Origin of the sequence: Aeromonas sp. 96A (assembly GCF_051919165.1) — a bacterium.
Taxonomy (GTDB): Bacteria; Pseudomonadota; Gammaproteobacteria; order Enterobacterales; family Aeromonadaceae; genus Aeromonas; species Aeromonas veronii.
In genome coordinates this window covers 1,738,551-1,755,478 of sequence record NZ_JBQBFE010000001.1, presented here as the reverse complement: position 1 = coordinate 1,755,478, position 16,928 = coordinate 1,738,551, and the positions used below count along the sequence as shown (strand labels likewise).

Sequence of the window (16,928 nt, the reverse complement as noted above, 5' to 3'; positions counted from 1 at the left end):
GGAGATGACGATGGCTGACCCCCGTTTTATCCACCTGCGAGTCCACTCCGACTTCTCAATGGTCGATGGCCTGCAGAAGATCAACCCCATCGTCGGGGCGGCTGCGGCCAACAACATGCCGGCGCTGGCGCTGACCGATCAGATGAACATGTGCGGTCTGGTGCGCTTCTATGGCGCGGCCCACGGCAAGGGGATCAAACCCATCGTCGGTGCCGACTTCTGGGTGCAGAGCGATGAGCTCGGCGACGAGCAGTTCCGCCTCACCCTGCTAGCCATGGATAACGATGGCTACCAGAACATCACCCTGCTTATTTCCCGCGGTTACCAGCGCGGCCACGTGCAAGGGCGGCCGGTTATCGACAAGAGCTGGCTCGCCGAGCATGCCAAGGGGGTGATCGTCCTCTCCGGTGGCCGCGAGGGGGATGTGGGCAAGTTTCTGCTCAAGGGCAACCGGCAGATGACCGAGCAGTGTGTCGCCTTCTATCAGACCCACTTCCCGGATGCCTACTATCTCGAACTGCTGCGCACCGGTCGACCCGACGAAGAGGTCTACCTGCACATGGCGGTGGCCATCGCCACCGAGTTCGAGCTGCCAGTGGTCGCCACCAACGAGGTGGTGTTCCTCAACGCCGATGACTTCGATGCCCACGAGATCCGGGTTGCCATCCACGATGGCTATACCCTGATGGACAAACGCCGCCCCCGTCGCTACAGCCCCCAGCAGTACCTGCGCAGCCAGGAGGAGATGGCGGAGCTGTTTGCCGACATTCCCGAAGCGCTGGAAAACACGGTGGAGATCGCCAAGCGCTGCAACGTGACGGTGCGTCTCGGCGAATACTTCCTGCCCAACTTCCCGACCGGCGACATGACCACAGAAGATTTTCTGGTGGCCAAATCGAAAGAGGGTCTGGAGGAGCGTCTCGAGTTCCTGTTCCCGGATCCGCAAGTGCGTGCCGAGCGACGTCCCGAGTATGACGAGCGTCTCGACATCGAGCTGAAAGTGATCAACCAGATGGGCTTCCCGGGTTACTTCCTCATCGTGATGGAGTTTATCCAGTGGTCCAAGGACAACGGCATTCCCGTTGGTCCGGGCCGGGGATCGGGGGCGGGCTCTCTGGTTGCCTACGCCCTCAAGATCACCGACCTCGACCCGCTGGAATTTGACCTGCTGTTCGAACGTTTCCTGAACCCCGAGCGGGTATCCATGCCCGACTTCGACGTCGACTTTTGCATGGACCGACGCGATGAGGTGATCGAGCACGTCTCCGAGATGTACGGCCGGGATGCGGTCTCCCAGATCATCACCTTCGGCAGCATGGCGGCCAAGGCAGTAGTGCGGGACGTGGGCCGAGTGCTGGGCCATGCCTACGGCTTTGTGGATCGCATCTCCAAGCTGATCCCGCCGGATCCGGGCATGACGCTTGCCAAGGCATTCGAGGCTGAGCCCAAGCTGCCCGAGCTCTACGAGCAGGATGAGGAGGTTAAAGACCTCATCGACATGGCCCGCCGCTTGGAAGGGGTAGTGCGCAACGCCGGTAAACACGCCGGTGGCGTGGTGATCGCACCCACCAAGATCACCGACTTTGCGCCGCTCTACTGCGATGACGAGGGCCATCACCCGGTCACCCAGTTCGACAAGAACGACGTGGAATACGCAGGTCTGGTGAAGTTCGACTTCCTCGGTCTGCGCACTCTCACCATCATCGACTGGGCGCTCGGCATGATCAACCCGCGTCTTGCCAAAGAGGGCAAGCCGCCGGTCGATATCGCCGCCATCCCCATCGATGACAAGAAGTCGTTCGACCTGCTGCAGCGCTACGAGACCACGGCGGTATTCCAGCTGGAATCCCGCGGCATGAAGGATCTCATCAAGCGGCTGCGCCCCGACTGCTTCGAAGACATGATCGCACTGGTGGCCCTGTTCCGACCGGGCCCGCTCCAGTCAGGCATGGTGGATAACTTCATCGACCGCAAGCACGGTAATGAAGCGATCTCCTATCCGGACGAGAAGTGGCAGCACGAGAGCCTGAAACCGATTCTGGAACCGACCTACGGCATCATCCTCTATCAGGAGCAGGTGATGCAGATCGCCCAGACCCTGGCGGGCTATACCCTGGGTGGCGCGGACATGCTGCGCCGTGCCATGGGCAAGAAAAAGCCCGAGGAGATGGCCAAGCAGCGGGCCGGTTTCGAGGAGGGCGCCGTCAAGAATGGCGTCGACGGCGAACTGGCGATGAAGATCTTCGATCTGGTGGAGAAGTTTGCGGGCTACGGCTTCAACAAGTCGCACTCTGCCGCCTATGCGCTGGTCTCCTACCAGACCCTCTGGCTCAAGACCCATTTCCCGGCCGAGTTCATGGCGGCGGTGATGACCGCCGATATGGACAACACCGACAAGATCGTGACCCTGGTGGATGAGTGCCAGCGGATGGGGCTCACCGTGATCCCGCCGGATGTGAACACCGGTCGCTATCGCTTCTCGGTCAACGAAGATGGTCATATCGTCTACGGGATCGGGGCGGTGAAAGGGGTCGGTGAAGGCCCTATCGATGCGATCTTGAGCGCCCGGGATCAGGACGGCCCGTTCCGCGATCTGTTCGACTTCTGCAACCGGGTCGACATCAAGAAGCTCAACAAGCGGGTGATGGAGAAGCTGATCCTCTCCGGCGCCATGGATCGGCTCGGCCCCCACCGCGCCGCCCTGATGGCGACCCTGGAGGAGGCGATGCGGGCCGCCGAGCAGCACGCCAAGGCGCAGGCAGTGGGGCAGGTCGACATGTTCGGCGTGCTCACCGAAGAGATTGACGACGTCAAGAAGGCGTTTGCCAACGTGCCGCACTGGCCTGACAAGGTGTGGCTGGAAGGGGAGCGCGAGACCCTCGGACTCTATCTGACCGGTCACCCCATCAACCAGTACAGCGGCGAATTGCGTCGTTATACCTCGGGTCGCCTGTGCGATCTGCATCCCACCTCCCGCGATACCGTAACCACGGCGGCGGGGCTGGTGATTGCGGCTCGCAGCATGGTGACCAAGCGTGGCAACAAGATGGGGATCTTCACCCTGGACGACCGTTCCGGTCGCCTCGATGTGACCCTGTTCAGTGAAGCGCTGGAAAAATATGAAGAATTGATGCAAAAAGACCGCATTTTGGTGGTTTCTGGACAGGTCAGCTTTGATGACTTCTCCGGTGGCCTTAAAATGTCGGCTCGAGAATTACTGGATATCAACGATGCGAGGGAGCGTTTTGCCAGAGCAATCCGCATCTCCCTCGATGAACAGCGGATTGATGATCGCTTTTTCCCGCGTTTGTGCGAGATTTTGGAGCCCGCCCGTGCCGGAGTCTGTCCGGTTCAGGTAAACTATCGTCGCCCCGGCTCCCGGGTGCGATTGACGCTCGGTACCGAGTGGCGGGTGACGCCCACCGATCAACTGATAGATGACTTGCGAGTCCTGCTTGGACGAGAGCGGGTTGAATTGGTTTTTGATTAGAGGTTCTAAGGCCCTATGAGTCTTTTTCTGGATTTTGAACAGCCGATTGCCGAGTTGCAGGCGCAGATTGATGAACTCAAACATGTGAGTGAAGGCAATCACGCCGTGGATCTGAAAGACGAGATCCGCCGGTTGGAGAAGAAAAACGAAGAGCTGACCAAGAAGATCTTCGGTGATCTGGGTGCCTGGCAGGTATCCCAGATGGCGCGTCATCCCCAGCGCCCCTACACCTTTGACTATATCGAGCATATCTTCACCGATTTCGACGAGTTGGCTGGCGATCGCGCCTATGCCGATGACAAGGCTATCGTCGGCGGCATCGCCCGTCTCGACGGTGAGCCGGTGATGGTGATTGGTCACCAGAAGGGTCGCGAGACCAAAGAGAAGATCAAGCGCAACTTCGGCATGCCGCGTCCGGAAGGATACCGCAAGGCCCTGCGTCTGATGGAGATGGCCGAGCGCTTCAAGATGCCGATCATCACCTTCATCGACACCCCGGGTGCTTACCCTGGCGTCGGTGCCGAAGAGCGTGGCCAGTCTGAAGCGATTGCCCGCAACCTGAAAGTGATGGCCGGTCTGACCGTGCCGGTGGTCTGCACCGTGATCGGTGAAGGCGGTTCCGGTGGTGCGCTGGCAATCGGCGTGGGTGACCGCGTCAACATGCTGCAGTACTCCACCTACTCCGTCATCTCGCCGGAAGGGTGTGCCTCCATCCTGTGGAAGAGCGCAGACAAGGCTTCTGTGGCTGCCGAAGCGATGGGTATCACTGCCCAGCGTCTGAAAGAGCTCAAGCTGATCGACCACGTGATCGACGAGCCCCTCGGCGGTGCCCACCGCGATGTGGAGAAGATGGCCAAAAACCTTAAGGCTCGCATCAAGCAGGATCTGGACGCCCTGCGTCCGCTCGATACCGAGCAACTGCTGGAGCAGCGCTACCAGCGTCTGCTGGGCTACGGGTACTGCTAAGCGCAGCCGTCACCCCCGAGTATTCAGGCCCCCGTCATCGACGGGGGCTTTTTATTGCGGTTGATCTGTCATTCAGGTGAGTGCCCCAACGTGCCCTGAAACGGCGCAGGTCTGCATTCGTGGGTGTGGGGTAGGGTTGGTATGCCACGCTGTTGGTGATGACTGTCATTAGCCTGCAGCATCCTTTGGCATCGCTAGCGATGGCATGACAAACCACGTGATCATCCGATTGCGGCATAAAAAAGCGCCCCGACTGTGCGGAGCGCTTTTACAGGTGTCTGGCGGTATTACAGTTCAATCTCGTCTGTAAGACCTTCATAGGCGATATCGATGGATTGCAGCTCCTTCTGCAGGCGATGTTTGTCTTTCAACGCCTCGATTTCACGCCATTTACGTTTTTTTCCCGTTGTCCCGCGGCTACGCGAACCGAGTTCAACCACCTCGTCATAATCGAAGTTGAACATTTCCATGGCTCCCTCCTTGGTTTTTATCGTTTTCACCACCCGTATAACATAACGAATCTGAAATTAAAACGTTTTCGTGACGACTCTATGACAGCGCTAAAAAAGCCCATGAAAAAAAACCGGGCCCCTTGTTAGGGGCCCGGTTTTTATCAGAAAAAAGAACTGATTACAGGCGGCTTGCCAGCATGGTTTCCAGCTTGCCCTGGTCGATGGCGAACATGCGGATGCCTTCGCCCAGCTTCTCGTGCGCCATGGCGTCCTGGTTCAGTTCCCAGCGGAATTCGGCTTCGGTCATCGGAGTCGGTTTGGCCTTGCGCTCACCGGTGTAGTCCAGTTTGCGTACTACGGCCCCTTCGGTCTTGCTCAGCTCTTCCAGCAGGGCTGGGCCAATGGTCAGGCGGTCGCAGCCTGCCAGTTCCAGGATCTCGCCGGTGTTGCGGAAGCTGGCGCCCATCACCACGGTCGGGTAGTCGTGCTGCTTGTAGTAGTTGTAGATGGAGGTGACGGAGACCACGCCCGGATCTTCGCTGGCGGTGTAGTCACGGTTGTGCTTGACCTTGTACCAGTCGAGGATGCGACCCACGAACGGGGAGATCAGGAAGGCACCGGCTTCGGCACAGGCACGGGCCTGGGCGAAGGAGAACAGCAGGGTCAGGTTGCACTGGATACCCTCTTTCTCCAGAACCTCGGCGGCACGGATCCCTTCCCAGGTGGAGGCCAGCTTGATCAGAATGCGGTCGTTGCTGATACCCGCTTCGTTGTAGAGACGGATCAGCTTGCGGGCCTTGGCGATGCTGGCTTCGGTATCGAAGGAGAGGCGGGCATCCACTTCGGTAGAGATGCGGCCAGGAACGATCTTCAGCACTTCCAGACCGATGTTGACGGCCAGCTTGTCGCCCGCGTCGATGATTTGCTGTGCCTTGTCCTGGCTCTGGGCTTTGGCCCACTTGATGGCGTCTTCGATCAGCGGAGCGTACTCGGGGATCTCGGAGGCCTTCAGAACCAGAGAGGGGTTGGTGGTGGCATCGATGGGCTGATAGCGTTTGATGGCTTCGATATCACCGGTGTCGGCAACAACAGTGGTCAGGGCTTTCAGCTGGGTTAATTTATCGGCCATAGCGAATATCATCTCTTAATGAGGGAGTAATCCCTGGGTTGCGGGCTTGAGACGGTGGTTCTGAAATAAAATTACAGGATCTTGGTGCCTCAGGCTCAGAAAAGCGCGATGGGGGCGGCCCATCGTCATTGCCTGCCTAATTAATACTGATGTGCTGCATCCTGCAATAGGGGCGCTTGGTTGTTAAACATTCAGGCTGTTGAGTTATCCCGTTTTATGGCTTGAAACTATATGATTAGTAAGGTTTTTTACATTTCCTCCCGACCTCGCTCCGGTTTGCTTTCAGCTGAACTTTTTTAGCCAATATCCATATTTGTGTCGTTGATCACATAAATTATCTCGCTACGTACTTGAAATTTAATTACAGCGAAAACGTTTGGCGAAATGTCGCCATTTGAAAGCCATTTCATGCAAGCGTTTGCGTTTTCGGATAGCTCATCAGGGATATATCAAAATGGTTCTCTTATGGGGCTTAATGGTGGCCTGTCTGATTGAATTATTGAGTTTGTTGAAAGTTTGCGATTTAAATGGAGCTTTATGGGCTTTTACCGTTCGTTTTTTGTGTCTCGCGTGACCGGGATCACTATTCCGGGCTCTCCCGCTGTGCTAGATTCCGCCCCTTTAGCGAAACGCTAATTAAACGACAGACAGAAAACGGTCAGCGCAGACTGGCCATGGATGTGAATAACAACGAGAGAATTATGGACACCTTGATTGCGATGCTAAACGACCTGATGTGGGGAGCCGTGCTCATCTACCTGCTCATCGGGGTCGGTATCTTTTTCACCTTCCGCCTGGGTTTTATCCAGATCCGTCACTTTGGCCACATGTTTTCCGTGCTGAAAAACAGCCGTAAATCGGACAACGCGGGCATCTCCTCCTTCCAGGCCCTCTGTACCAGCCTTGCCGCCCGTGTCGGCACCGGCAACCTGGCCGGTGTGGCTGTCGCCATCTATCTGGGTGGCCCCGGCGCCATCTTCTGGATGTGGTTGATTGCTTTTATCGGCATGGCGACTGCCTTCGTCGAAAGCACCCTGGCCCAGCTCTACAAGGTCAAGGATGAGGATGGTAACTACCGTGGTGGCCCGGCCTACTACATGGAGAAAGGCCTTGGCATGCGCTGGATGGGGGTGGTGTTTTCGCTCTGCCTGATCCTGGCATTTGGTCTGGTGTTCAACGCGGTGCAGGCCAACTCCATCAGTCTGGCGATGAAGGTGGCGTTTGGCATTCCTGACTGGGTCAGCGGTCTGGCGCTGGTGGCGCTCTCTGGCCTGATTATCTTCGGCGGCATTCGTGGCATCGCCCGTTTTGCCGAGCTGGTGGTGCCCTTTATGGCACTGGCTTATATCCTGCTGGCGCTGGTGATCGTGGCGATGAACATCACCGAGTTGCCCCATGTCTTCATGCTGATCATCAAGTCCGCCTTCGGGATTGAGCAGGCTGGCTCGGGTGCGCTCGGTTATGCCATCTCCCAGGCGATGATCAACGGTATCAAGCGTGGTCTCTTCTCCAACGAAGCGGGCATGGGCTCTGCGCCCAACGCTGCGGCGACTGCCACTCCCTATCCGCCGCATCCGGCCTCCCAGGGTTATGTGCAGATGCTGGGGGTCTTTATGGACACCATCGTCATCTGCAGCTGTACCGCCGCCATCATCCTGATGTCAGGTCAGTTTGAGCCGGGATCCGGCGTGACCGGTGTCGAGCTGACCCAGCGGGCGCTCTCCTCCCAGATTGGCAGCGGTGGCAACATCTTCATTGCGGCGGCCATCTTCTTCTTCGCCTTCACCTCTATCGTGGCGAACTACTCCTATGCCGAGACCAATCTGGTGTTCCTCGAGCACAACCACAAGGGTGGCCTGATGCTGTTCCGGGTGTTCGTGCTGGGGATGGTGATGTTCGGCGCCGTGGGTGAGTTGCCGATTGTGTGGGCCATGGCGGATGTTTCCATGGGGCTGATGGCCATCGTCAACTTGGTGGCGATCCTGCTGCTCTCCAGCGTTGCCATCAAGCTGGCGAAGGATTACAACGACCAGCTCCGGCTGGGCAAGGTGCCCACCTTCGATGCCAACAAATACCCCGAGATCCGCTCCCAGCTGGAAGAGGGGATCTGGGACAATCCGACCAAAAAGTAACAAGCGGTGAATCAAACCTCTTGATTAAAACCTGAAGGGGGAGCCGGTGGCTCCCCCTTCTTTTATGGTGCACTCGTTGGCTGTTGATCCCAGCGCTGAACGAGTTGCCTGATACGCTGTCGCAACTGGCGCCAGCAGCGCCCTTGTTGCCGTTCGCTGAGGGGGGCATAACGCCAGCGGCGATAGAGCCACGCACTCTTTAGCAGGGAGTGGGCAAGGTCGGGACGCAGCCGTGCCAGCCGCTCGCACCATGCCCCCATGCTCTCGGCGGGCTCTGGTGGGTAGCCACTGCGTTTGCCCCGTTTGAGCAGGGGCTGCCAGATGCGCCGCTCTGGCTGCAGGCGGGCGGGCAACAGCAGGGGCAGGCTCACCAGCAGGGCGACCAGCATCAGGCTGGCGAGGATCAACCAGGGAGTGTGCCTCGTCAGTGCAGGCCAGCGCAGGCCAATTTGCTGCCAGAGCTGGCCCGCATCGTAACCAATCACCCAGCGACTCCACTGGTAGTCGATATTGTTGCCCCACCAGCGCAGTTGATTGAGCAGAGCCCAGTTGCGATAACGCTGCAAAGCGAGGGGGTCGGCAGCGGTAAATTCGTCGCTCAGCGCTTCCCTCACGCCGCCTTCAATACGCTCCGGCGCCACTGCAGCCGTGGGGTCGATTCGCCGCCACTTTCCCCCTTCATCGAGATACTCCACCCAGGCGTGAGCATCGAACTGGTGTACCGCCAGATAGTTGCCTCTGGGATTCCACTCGCCGCCGAGATAACCGGTGACCAGCCGTGTCGGAATACCGGCAGCGCGCAGTACGAAAGCGGTCGCCATGGCGTAGTGGCCGCAAAAGCCGCGCTTGGTATCGAACAGGAACTCATCTACCCCGTCACTGCCAAGCCGTGGCGGGGTCGGAGTGTAGTAATAGGATTGGCTGCGAAACTGCGCGAGCAGGGCGGCGACCAGCGCTGCGCGATCCGGATAGCGCACAGCCAGCCTTTGGCCGTGGGCTCGCGCTCTCGGGTTGCCCCCGCCAGGCAGTTGCAGGTTGCGCTGGGCGGCTTGGCTGTCGTTCTCTGGCTGCGCTTCGCCGCGGCCAATGCGATAGCGGATCGCCACCTCGCCGCTCCCCTGACGATAGAGGGTGTCGAGAGGGGTAAGCAGCACAGGGCCCGCCAGCTGACGCGGTTCACTCAGGGCAAAGGCCCAGCGGTGGCGCTGGGGCTCGGCGATCACCTCGTAGCTCCCGGCGGGTAACGGGTTATCTGCCAGTTGAGTACTGGCTTGTGAAGAGGATGCCAGAAGGGTGAGCCCGGTCTGCACTGGCACTGTCTGCTGCCACGCCCTGATCTCGGGGCTCAGCAACCAGCGCTGACCATCGAAAACTTCTTGGCGCATCACCGGAAAATAGCGCTCACGGACAGGGGGCGGGCCATCGGCAAAGGTGACCCGAAAGGCCAGTTCGGAGGAGTTGACCAGTTCGCTGATATCGCCGGGGGCCAACTCTTCCGAGAGCCCCGACAGGGCGCGACTGGTGGTGGGCATCTGCCAGAGGGGCGGCAGCCTTGGCAGCAGCAGAAACAGAGTGATGAGCAGGGGAAGCGCCAGCAGCAGGGCACTGCCCGCACTGCGCCAAGGCCGTTTCTGCTCGGGAGCGATGGCGGCCACCAGCGCGGTCACTGCCAGCCAGAGCGCTACTGTCATTCCGGCCGTCCAGCCGATGCTCTGTCGCTGCACCAGCGCCAGCGCGATAAGAAAGAAGGCGAGCAGAAGCACCAGCTCGATATCCCGCTCGCGCCGAACCTCGATCATCTTGAGGCTATAGCCGAGCCAGAGCAGATTGATAAGGGCAGGCAGGGTGCCCAAGCCACGCCACTGTAGTCCCAGCAACACCACGGTTGTGATGGCCAGCAGCGCCAACCCGCGGGCAGGCAGGGGCGGCCAGCCGCGCCACAGCATCATGGCCCGGACGCCGAGGGTTATGGCGCCCACTGCCACTACCCAGAGCTGCAACTGGGGCCAGAGCGCCGCGACCAACAGCAGCTGTTGCAGGGCGATGAGTGGTAGCAGGCGGCGGTTATCGAGCAGCATCTGGCGTGCTCTTCGGTGGTGTGGCATCGAACTGGGCCAGTGCCAGCAGGCAGCGCTGCACAAAGGCGGCACCACTATCGGGCCCTAGCGTCTGGTTTGCCAGCATCAGGGTAAAGGGGATGCCCCGCTTGCCGTAATCGGCGCACCACCAGGCCAGTACCGCCAGCCGCTGCTCCAGATCCCCACCCGCGACCCGCTGCAAGGTGAGGTGAGTGTCATCCTGCTGCGGTTCATGAAACTGCTTGGTCAGCAGGCCGCGCCCCTGGGCAAGTTGCTTCCAGGCGACCCGGCTCAGTGGCTCACCGGCCTGATGTGTCCGCAGGGTATCAAAGTCACCGAGAGTGGCCGGAGCTGGTTGGCCCTGATGCCCCTCGCTTTCGGTCGCATGTTCCCCTCTTAGCGCCCCGAACATCGGTTTGGGGGCGAGCCAGCCCTCCAGTTGCAAGTCCAGCAGGGACCAGCAGCGAAACAGGCCGAGAGGGTAGCGGCTCTCGACCCGCAATCGACCAAGGGGCAGTGCCCCACGGCGCGAGCCCGATACTGGCAGGATAATTGTGCTGGGCACAGCGTCGGCCTGTGCCAGCCAGAGGGCGCCTTCGTTGAGGCTAAAGTGAAGTGCCTGCACCGGGCGCGGGCTCTGTACCAAGATACGGATAGGAAGCAGGCTACCCGCTTCCCCCAGCACTGGCGGGCCCCCCAACAGCGCCAGCCCCAGCAAGTTGCGGTGGGTGAGCCACATGGCGGCCATAAACAGGCTGCCGAGGCAGTAGGCCACCAGCAGTACCAGATTGTTCTGGTAGTTGGTGCCGAGCAGATAGATGACGAGCAGCACCAGCAGATAGAGCAGCCCCATGCGGGTGGGGAGGATAAAGAGGCTGCGGGTACCCAGCGTGATCTGGCGGGCCGGGGGAATGCGGCGATCGAGCCAGCGTCGCTGCCAGCGGGCTTGCCACTGCTGCCAACGGTTTAGCAATTTGCTCATCAGGGATTGTCCGGATCGACCTTGGCCAGCAGCCGCTGGCTAAGGGGACAGGCTTCGCCGTGCTGTACGCCAAAGCTGCCCCGCAGCCGATGCTCGGCCACATAGGGGAAGACTGCCTGCACATCCTCCACCGTGACGAAACGCCGCCCTGCCACCAGCGCCCAAGCACGGCTCACCGCCAGCAAGGTCTGGGCTGCCCGGGGGGAGAGGGGCTGTGGCAGATCCCCATCAAAGCGGCTCTGGTGCACCAGCGCCAGCAGGTAGTCGAGGGTGGCATCGGAAACATGGATAGCATCACCTTCCGCTTGCAGGGCAGTCAGCTCGGCGGCATTCAGCATGGCGGGCAACGGGCCAGTCGGCTGGTGGCCGCGCAGCAACTGGCGCTCCGCCTCTCGTGGCGGAAAACCCAGCGAGAGTCGCACGGCGAAGCGGTCGAGCTGGGACTCCGGCAGCGGATAGGTGCCCGCCTGATCCGCCGGATTCTGGGTGGCGATGACGAAAAATGGAATGGGGAGTGGGTGCGTATTCCCCTCGATGCTCACCTTGCCCTCGGCCATCGCCTCTAGCAGGGCGCTCTGCACCTTGGGGCTGGCACGGTTGATCTCGTCCGCCAGCAGCACCTGGGTGAAGATGGGGCCGGGGTGAAAGCGAAATGTTTGTTGCTGGGGGTCAAAAATCTGCAGCCCCAGCAGGTCGGCGGGGAGCAGATCGGCGGTGAACTGCATGCGCCTGCATGCCAGCCCCAGCACCTGTGCCAGCGCGTGGGCCAGGGTGGTTTTGCCCATACCGGGCAGATCCTCGATCAGCAGATGACCGCGCGCCAGCAGGGTCACCAGCGCGATTTTCAGTTGCAGCGGCTTGCCCAGAATGACTTGCTCCAGTGCTGACAGCAGCCCGGCAATCTGCTCTTCTCTCTCCATTCCCTTCATACACATTCCCTGTATTGCGTCGCACCTACAGCTTATACGCCCGCAAGAGCGAAGGCAGATAACAGACGGGCGGTAAAAGTGCTGCGCAGGGATGGCTATGAGCGGGAGGTGACCCGGTTTATTGCTGAGTCTGCTCGATTCAATATGGCCGCTATGGCACGTAACTCAATACAATATTTCCTGATTGGAATGTACCGATCGCCATCTCTTCACTAGGTGAGAGCGGTGGGTGCCCATATAGTTGCCCCATTGCGACGCGCTGTGTTGCTACCTTTGTCACCACCTTGGCCCCGCCACTGTTCGCCTGTCGCTGTGATCTGGCAGGCATCGGCACGCCAATCTGTTATGGAGCATCCATGCCTGTATTCCTGTTGTGCACTTTTCTGATGATCATTCTCTATCCGGTCGGGATCGATCTCTATCTGGTCGCTGTGACCCAGATTGCCGATACCCTGCAGGCGAGCGAGGCGCAGATCCACACCGCCTTCTCTATCTATCTGTTCGGTATGGCGGCCACCGTGCTGCTGGGCGGGATGATTGCCGATCGCTTCGGGCGGCGCTGGGTGGTGCTCGGGGGCGCGCTGATTTTTGTCCTTGCCTCGCTGGTGGCAGGCAATGCGGAGGGGATTGGCCAGTTCTATTTCGGCCGTTTCTGGCAGGGAGTCGGGGCGGGGGCGCTCTATATCATGACCTTTACCGTGCTGCGGGATGTGCTGAGTCAGGAGCGGTTGGCGATGGCGCTCTCGATGATTAACGGGGTGATCTGCGTGATCCCGGTGCTGGCGCCGGTGCTCGGTTACCTCATCCTGTCCCATTTTGACTGGCGCGGGATCTTCGTGGCGATGGCGCTGGTGGCTGCCGTCATCGGTCTGGTGAACTTGCTGCTGCTCAAGGAGACCCGCCCGACCCGGCAACCGGGGAGTAGCGCGGCGCTGCCCTTTGCCCTGCTGCGCTCGCCGCGCTTTATGCTGCTCTCCCTGCTGACCAGTGCCAGTGTGACCGCCATTCTGGTCTATGTCAGCGTCTCGCCGCTGATCCTGATGAAGGAGTTTGGCTTCACTACCGAGCAGTACTCCATCGTGATGATGGTGATGGCCGGCGTGAGTATGTCCACCTCCTTCCTGACGCCCCTGCTGTTGCGCTGGTTGGGCAAACAGAAAGTGCTGGCGGTGGCTCATCTCTCCTATCTGCTGGCGGCGTGCTCACTGATCGGTAGCTGGCAGGCGGGGGGGGATATCCATCTTTTGCTGCCGGGGTTTGCGCTGGTCTGTGTCGGCTTCTCCTGTGGGTTCGGGGTGGCGATGGGAGAGGCGCTCGATGGTTGTCAGCACAATGTGGCGTTCGCCAGCGCCGTGCTCTGCATCATGCAGATCAGCCTCTCCGGCCTCTATATCTGGCTGTTGGGTCAACTTGGCTTTGCCCCGACCGAGATGCTGATCTGCGCCCTGCTGCTGGCACTGCTCAGTTACCTGGCTGTCAAAGGGCTGTTACCATGGCTCGCGCTTCGTGAAGCGCGGTCGCAGGGCTGATGGAAGATGAGAGGGGATATGCGCAATCTGGGTGAACTCGATTTGAACCTGCTGGTGGTGTTCAAGTACCTGATGCAGGAGCGCAGTGTGGCAGGGGCGGCCAAAAAGCTCTGTGTCACTCCGTCAGCGGTGAGCAAGTCTCTGGCCAAATTGCGGGAGTGGTTTGACGATCCCCTGTTTGTGCGGGTGCGGCAGGGGTTGCAGCCGACCAACCTCTCCCTGACTCTGGAGGAGGAGCTGAAGGTCTGGTTCCAGCTCACCGACAGCATCACCTCGCTCAATAGCGAGGCGATCCCCGACGGCGCCCGCTTCACCCTGGTGATGGAGTCCCCCTTCTACATCAGCTTCCTGAGCGATCTGCCCATGACCATCTACCAGAAGTACCCCAACTCGGTGGTCAGGATGCTGGGGTGGGATCACCACTCTCTCAACGACATCGTCAATGGCGATGCAGATCTCGGCTTCTGCGCCCGCGAGACCCATGGCCGCTCCCGGGCCAGGGTCAACCGCTTGCCTTATTACATCGATCACGAGGTGCTGTTCACCGATCGACCGGTGGTTTTTCTGCGCAAGGATCACCCCTTGCTCGAGCAGAAGTGGTCGCTGGAGAATTTTTTGGCCTGCCCCCAGATCAGCATGGTGTGGGAAGCGAACGATACCTGGGCCCTCGACAGTCTGCTGGAGGACGAGGGGCTGAAGCGGGAGGTACCCATCATGGTCTCCAGCTTCGAGCAGGCGCTGCATATTGCCTCCCAGTCGAGCCACGAACTGATTGCGGTGGCCCCGTCCTACTGCGGTGGTTATGCCAGTCGGCATCACGGCAATCTGCTCGCCATGCCGCTGCCGCTCCCCGAGAAGCTCTACGCCCAGCTGGAGATCGCCTTCATCCTGCTGTGGCACAAACGGCACAATCAGGATGCCAAGGTGATGTGGCTGCGCAACGAGATCCGGCGACTCTACAACGACGAATCGCCACGCTAATGTGGCCGTGACGGTGCCTATCGATGAGCCGGAGCCATCAGCTCCGGCTTTTTGTTGTCGCATCGCCCGGATGAGCGGGCTTTGGCACGACTGAAGTGCCGAGCTCGGGTTCAGCTGTGTGCCATTCAACTCTCTTTATGCACAGATTAGCCTTGGTTGCACGTCTCGAGTGAAGCTCTTTTCACGAAAAAAATTCATGTGGTTTCATTAGAAAACTTCACTGATGGTCACTTTTAAAGTGTGATCGACCATTAAGTTCCTGTATTTGCAGTGATATAGCATGACCTCCCTTGGAATGGCGGGGTTAGATAGCGCCTGTGTAGTGTGATAGCCAGTAGAGCGCGGCGTGAGCCAGCCCCACAGGTCGTCTGTGGCCGTGTCATGCCCCGCCCATCTAGCCACCAGCCATGAGTGACGGAGCAGAGGGGAATAAGCATCAAGTTTGATAAACCGGCTTGAGTGAAGGGATGCAGCAAAGGTAGAACCCGGAGCCGGCAACTGTACTGGGAGGCGCCACTCACCATCCTTCGATAACCCGTAATTGAAACCGGCTAGATGAAAAACACCTTTCATCGAACGGGGCGCGTGCACCCGAAAATAGCCAGATTGGCAGGCTGACAGTGCTCCCCGTTATGGCAATGGTGGGCAAAAAAATAGTGCGGCAGCCACCACCAGATTAATAAAAATAAATCTCAGCAAAGGCAGGTTGATATGCGTCCAGCAACAGCACCCACAGGGTTGTTACAACAACCCAAACCCTTCTTTATGATATTTTTCGTCGAACTCTGGGAGCGCTTCGGTTATTACGGCGTGCAGGGGATCCTGGCTGTTTTCTTTGTGCAGCAACTGGGTTTTTCCCAAGAGCAATCCTTTATTACCTTCGGTGCCTTCTCGGCGCTGGTATATGGCCTGATCTCGGTTGGTGGCTATGTCGGCGACCATGTGCTCGGTACCAAGCGCACCATGGTGCTGGGGGCCGTGGTGTTGGTGATAGGCTACTTTATGACCGGCCTCTCTATCTATAATCCCGACCTGATTTTCTATGCGCTGGGCACCATTGCAGTTGGTAACTGCCTGTTCAAGGCCAATCCGGCCAGCCTGCTGTCAAAATGCTACCAGCCAAAAGATCCGCGGCTGGATGGGGCGTTTACCCTGTTCTATATGTCGATCAATATTGGCTCCCTTATTTCCCTCTCGCTCGCGCCGGTAATTGCCGATCACTACGGCTATACCGTGACCTATAACCTGTGCGGGGTGGGGCTGATTATTGCGCTGCTCACCTTCTTTGCCTGCCGCAATATGGTCAAGGATATTGGCTCCGTACCGGATCACCTGCCACTGAATTACAGCAAGCTGCTGCTGGTTATATTGGGCTCGGTAGCCATGGTCTTTTTTTGCGCCTGGCTGATGCACCACGTGGTGATCGCCAACATGGTGCTGATGACGGTGACCATCGCCGTGGTGATCTTCTTCTTTCGCGAGGCATTCAGGCTTGACACAGTGGGTCGCAACAAGATGTATGTGGCCTTCGTGCTGATGCTGGAGGCAGTGCTCTTCTATGTGCTGTATGCCCAGATGCCGACGTCTCTGAACTTCTTTGCCATCAACAACATGCACCACGAGATGCTGGGCATGAGCGTCAACCCAATCAGCTTCCAGGCGCTCAACCCATTCTGGGTGGTGGTGGGTAGCCCGGTACTCGCGATGATCTATACCCGAATGGGCAGCAAGGGGCGGGATCTCACCATGCCGCTCAAGTTCACTCTCGGGATGTTCTTCTGTTCGCTGGGCTTTCTGACGGCGGCGGCTTCCGGCTGGTGGTTTGCCGATGAGCAGGGGCTTACCTCCCCCTGGTTTATGGTGCTTATCTACCTGTTCCAGAGTCTGGGCGAGCTGATGATCAGTGCGCTGGGACTGGCGATGGTCGCCGCGCTGGTGCCGCAACGCCTGATGGGCTTCATTCTCGGAATGTGGTTCCTGACTCAAGCGATGGCGTCCCTGCTGGGTGGCTATGTGGCGACCTTTACCGCCGTGCCGCAAGGGATGACGGATCCGCTGCAAACCTTGCCGATCTACACCGGCGTGTTTGGCAAGATCGGGATGGCGACCCTGCTGATTGCGGTAGTGATGGGGCTGATGGTGCCCTGGCTGAACCGGATGATGAATGCGAACCCGACAGAGGCCGAGGGGCTGGTGGCGGGACAATCACAGGCGTAATGAGGGGAGGATAGTGCGAGACAAGGCAAGGGCTGCGACCCTT

Annotated in this window: 11 protein-coding genes; 6 read left to right on the top strand and 5 right to left on the bottom strand. The window is 59.3% G+C overall.

Annotated elements, in window-relative coordinates; all coding sequences use genetic code 11:
- Window positions 1–10 precede the first annotated feature (10 nt).
- Window positions 11–3,490: a DNA polymerase III subunit alpha gene (dnaE, locus tag ACTG2W_RS07820; RefSeq protein WP_128836302.1), complete on the top strand. Its 3,480-nt coding sequence runs from the start codon at window positions 11–13 to the stop codon at window positions 3,488–3,490.
- Between the two features lie 15 nt (window positions 3,491–3,505).
- The gene (accA, locus tag ACTG2W_RS07815) at window positions 3,506–4,456 is read left to right on the top strand and encodes an acetyl-CoA carboxylase carboxyl transferase subunit alpha (RefSeq protein WP_005338549.1); all 951 of its coding nucleotides are present in this window, start codon (window positions 3,506–3,508) and stop codon (window positions 4,454–4,456) included.
- A 287-nt stretch (window positions 4,457–4,743) separates the two neighbouring features.
- On the opposite strand, the gene ACTG2W_RS07810 is transcribed toward accA, so the two are convergent.
- Together ACTG2W_RS07810 and tal are read right to left on the bottom strand one after the other, a co-directional pair.
- Window positions 4,744–4,926, bottom strand: coding sequence for a DUF3545 family protein (locus ACTG2W_RS07810; RefSeq protein ID WP_005338547.1), 183 nt, complete (start codon window positions 4,924–4,926; stop codon window positions 4,744–4,746).
- 160 nt (window positions 4,927–5,086) lie between these two features.
- Window positions 5,087–6,037: a transaldolase gene (gene tal, locus ACTG2W_RS07805; RefSeq protein ID WP_146142102.1), complete on the bottom strand. Its 951-nt coding sequence runs from the start codon at window positions 6,035–6,037 to the stop codon at window positions 5,087–5,089.
- Between the two features lie 701 nt (window positions 6,038–6,738).
- On the opposite strand from tal, the gene ACTG2W_RS07800 reads away from it, so the two are divergent.
- Window positions 6,739–8,169, top strand: coding sequence for an alanine/glycine:cation symporter family protein (locus ACTG2W_RS07800; protein WP_013724018.1), 1,431 nt, complete (start codon window positions 6,739–6,741; stop codon window positions 8,167–8,169).
- A gap of 62 nt (window positions 8,170–8,231) precedes the next feature.
- Here ACTG2W_RS07800 and ACTG2W_RS07795 read toward each other — a convergent pair whose 3' ends face one another.
- From ACTG2W_RS07795 to ACTG2W_RS07785, 3 genes are read right to left on the bottom strand one after another with little or no spacing between them, the layout of a single operon-like run.
- Window positions 8,232–10,247, bottom strand: a complete 2,016-nt coding sequence (locus ACTG2W_RS07795) for a transglutaminase TgpA family protein (protein WP_106842382.1) — start codon at window positions 10,245–10,247, stop codon at window positions 8,232–8,234.
- The gene (locus ACTG2W_RS07790; protein ID WP_106842383.1) at window positions 10,234–11,229 is read right to left on the bottom strand and encodes a DUF58 domain-containing protein; all 996 of its coding nucleotides are present in this window, start codon (window positions 11,227–11,229) and stop codon (window positions 10,234–10,236) included. The genes ACTG2W_RS07795 and ACTG2W_RS07790 overlap by 14 nt, the downstream gene beginning before the upstream one ends.
- The gene (locus ACTG2W_RS07785; RefSeq protein ID WP_420093694.1) at window positions 11,229–12,158 is read right to left on the bottom strand and encodes an AAA family ATPase; all 930 of its coding nucleotides are present in this window, start codon (window positions 12,156–12,158) and stop codon (window positions 11,229–11,231) included. Before ACTG2W_RS07785 ends, ACTG2W_RS07790 begins: the two co-directional genes overlap by 1 nt.
- A gap of 356 nt (window positions 12,159–12,514) precedes the next feature.
- Here ACTG2W_RS07785 and ACTG2W_RS07780 point away from each other — a divergent pair, with 356 nt between their 5' ends.
- The 3 genes from ACTG2W_RS07780 to dtpB all read left to right on the top strand — a co-directional run bounded on the left by ACTG2W_RS07780 (window position 12,515) and on the right by dtpB (window position 16,885).
- On the top strand, window positions 12,515–13,687 hold the full coding sequence (locus ACTG2W_RS07780; protein ID WP_106842384.1) for an MFS transporter: 1,173 nt from the start codon (window positions 12,515–12,517) through the stop codon (window positions 13,685–13,687).
- A gap of 18 nt (window positions 13,688–13,705) precedes the next feature.
- Complete coding sequence (gene yidZ / locus ACTG2W_RS07775; RefSeq protein ID WP_106842385.1) at window positions 13,706–14,668, top strand: HTH-type transcriptional regulator YidZ; 963 nt, start codon at window positions 13,706–13,708, stop codon at window positions 14,666–14,668.
- A 711-nt stretch (window positions 14,669–15,379) separates the two neighbouring features.
- Window positions 15,380–16,885, top strand: coding sequence for a dipeptide/tripeptide permease DtpB (dtpB, locus tag ACTG2W_RS07770; RefSeq protein ID WP_106842386.1), 1,506 nt, complete (start codon window positions 15,380–15,382; stop codon window positions 16,883–16,885).
- Window positions 16,886–16,928 lie beyond the last annotated feature (43 nt).

What these genes read in the sequence shown, in the direction of transcription:
- dnaE (WP_128836302.1), top strand. Translation starts at nt 11, where the DNA reads ATGGCTGACCCCCGTTTTATCCACCTGCGAGTCCACTCCGACTTCTCA.
- accA (WP_005338549.1), top strand. Translation starts at nt 3,506, where the DNA reads ATGAGTCTTTTTCTGGATTTTGAACAGCCGATTGCCGAGTTGCAGGCG.
- ACTG2W_RS07810 (WP_005338547.1), bottom strand. Translation starts at nt 4,926, where the DNA reads ATGGAAATGTTCAACTTCGATTATGACGAGGTGGTTGAACTCGGTTCG.
- tal (WP_146142102.1), bottom strand. Translation starts at nt 6,037, where the DNA reads ATGGCCGATAAATTAACCCAGCTGAAAGCCCTGACCACTGTTGTTGCC.
- ACTG2W_RS07800 (WP_013724018.1), top strand. Translation starts at nt 6,739, where the DNA reads ATGGACACCTTGATTGCGATGCTAAACGACCTGATGTGGGGAGCCGTG.
- ACTG2W_RS07795 (WP_106842382.1), bottom strand. Translation starts at nt 10,247, where the DNA reads ATGCTGCTCGATAACCGCCGCCTGCTACCACTCATCGCCCTGCAACAG.
- ACTG2W_RS07790 (WP_106842383.1), bottom strand. Translation starts at nt 11,229, where the DNA reads ATGAGCAAATTGCTAAACCGTTGGCAGCAGTGGCAAGCCCGCTGGCAG.
- ACTG2W_RS07785 (WP_420093694.1), bottom strand. Translation starts at nt 12,158, where the DNA reads ATGAAGGGAATGGAGAGAGAAGAGCAGATTGCCGGGCTGCTGTCAGCA.
- ACTG2W_RS07780 (WP_106842384.1), top strand. Translation starts at nt 12,515, where the DNA reads ATGCCTGTATTCCTGTTGTGCACTTTTCTGATGATCATTCTCTATCCG.
- yidZ (WP_106842385.1), top strand. Translation starts at nt 13,706, where the DNA reads ATGCGCAATCTGGGTGAACTCGATTTGAACCTGCTGGTGGTGTTCAAG.
- dtpB (WP_106842386.1), top strand. Translation starts at nt 15,380, where the DNA reads ATGCGTCCAGCAACAGCACCCACAGGGTTGTTACAACAACCCAAACCC.